Source organism: Collinsella sp. SGI.033 (assembly GCF_050315135.1).
Classification (GTDB): domain Bacteria; phylum Actinomycetota; class Coriobacteriia; order Coriobacteriales; family Coriobacteriaceae; genus Collinsella.
Genome location: NZ_JBNPOK010000077.1, coordinates 1 through 378, shown reverse-complemented (window position 1 = coordinate 378; position 378 = coordinate 1). Strand labels below are relative to the sequence as shown.

Sequence of the window (378 nt, the reverse complement as noted above, 5' to 3'; positions counted from 1 at the left end):
GGCTCTTCGGTGGTTTCTGTGGGAGAGATTCCGGCATAGGCCCAGCTCAGCGGGCGAAAACAACGATCTGGAACTGAAACGGCCCCGGGAGGGGCCGTTTCCGCGTCATCCGCCTATGATTGCTAAGCCAAATTCAGACAACCGAAGAGGTGTGACGCATGAAGAGTCTACTACTTCTCGCCCTCGGTCTGGCCCGCACGGTCGTCCTGGGCGCGCGCATCGAGGCCGAGCGCATCGTCGTGAGCGTCCGGCCCTACAAGCGCGAGCAGCGCCGCTGCCCCGTATGCGGCAGGGCCTGCGACTTCTACGACATGGCGAACCGCGGGGCCCCCAGGCTGTGGAGGGCGATGGACCTGGCGCGCTCGGCCTGCTACCTGG

Annotated in this window: 1 protein-coding gene; it reads left to right on the top strand. The window is 65.3% G+C overall.

Annotated features, from left to right (window positions below):
- Nucleotides 1–158 precede the first annotated feature (158 nt).
- Nucleotides 159–378: hypothetical protein (locus ACQRC0_RS08830; protein WP_427729339.1), on the top strand; the 220-nt coding region annotated here is incomplete at its 3' end.